Raw genomic sequence first — 649 nt, 5'->3', positions numbered from 1 at the left:
ATTTATGGGCGCTCGGAGACGCGATGGGATATCGTTCCCGGTTCTGGATGACCTATCGCCAGGCCGAGGCGCTCGGGGCCAATGTTCGGCGCGGCGAAACCGGCGCAATCTCGGTCTACTATTCCTCGTTCAAGAAGCTGGAGGAGCATCCCGAAACGGGCAAGGAGGTGGAGCGCAACATCCGCTTCCTTCGCCATTACATCGTCTTCAACGCCGACCAGATCGATGCGCTGCCCGCCTATTTCTATGCGCCAGACGAGCCGCAGATGCCGGTGGCGCCCTCCCTCCGCCAGGCGGCAATCGATGCTTTCTTCGCCGGCATCCCCGCCGATGTGCGCCATGGCGGCAACCAAGCCTACTTCACGCCGACCTTTGATTATATCCAGATGCCAAATCGGACATCGTTCCGCAGCATGGATCTGTACGCATCGACAAGGTGCCATGAGACAGTCCACTGGTCGGGCCATGCCGACAGACTCGCTCGCACCTTCGGCAAGCGCTTCGGCGACAAAGCCTATGCATTTGAAGAGCTTGTCGCCGAAATCGGGGCAGGGCTGTGCTGCGCCGATCTGGATCTCCCGAATATCCTACACGACAGCCACGCAAGCTATGTCGGACACTGGCTTGCGTTATGCTCACCTCGCCATAA

The 649-nt window shown here is 59.6% G+C and carries 1 protein-coding gene; it reads left to right on the top strand.

From position 1 onward, the window contains the following. A partial coding sequence (locus tag IL54_RS21990; RefSeq protein WP_202807699.1) for an ArdC family protein occupies window positions 1-649 on the top strand: 649 nt, incomplete at both ends.

It is taken from the genome of Sphingobium sp. ba1 (assembly GCF_000743655.1).
In the GTDB taxonomy this organism is placed as follows: Bacteria; Pseudomonadota; Alphaproteobacteria; order Sphingomonadales; family Sphingomonadaceae; genus Sphingobium.
This window is presented reverse-complemented; position numbering and strand designations above follow the sequence as displayed.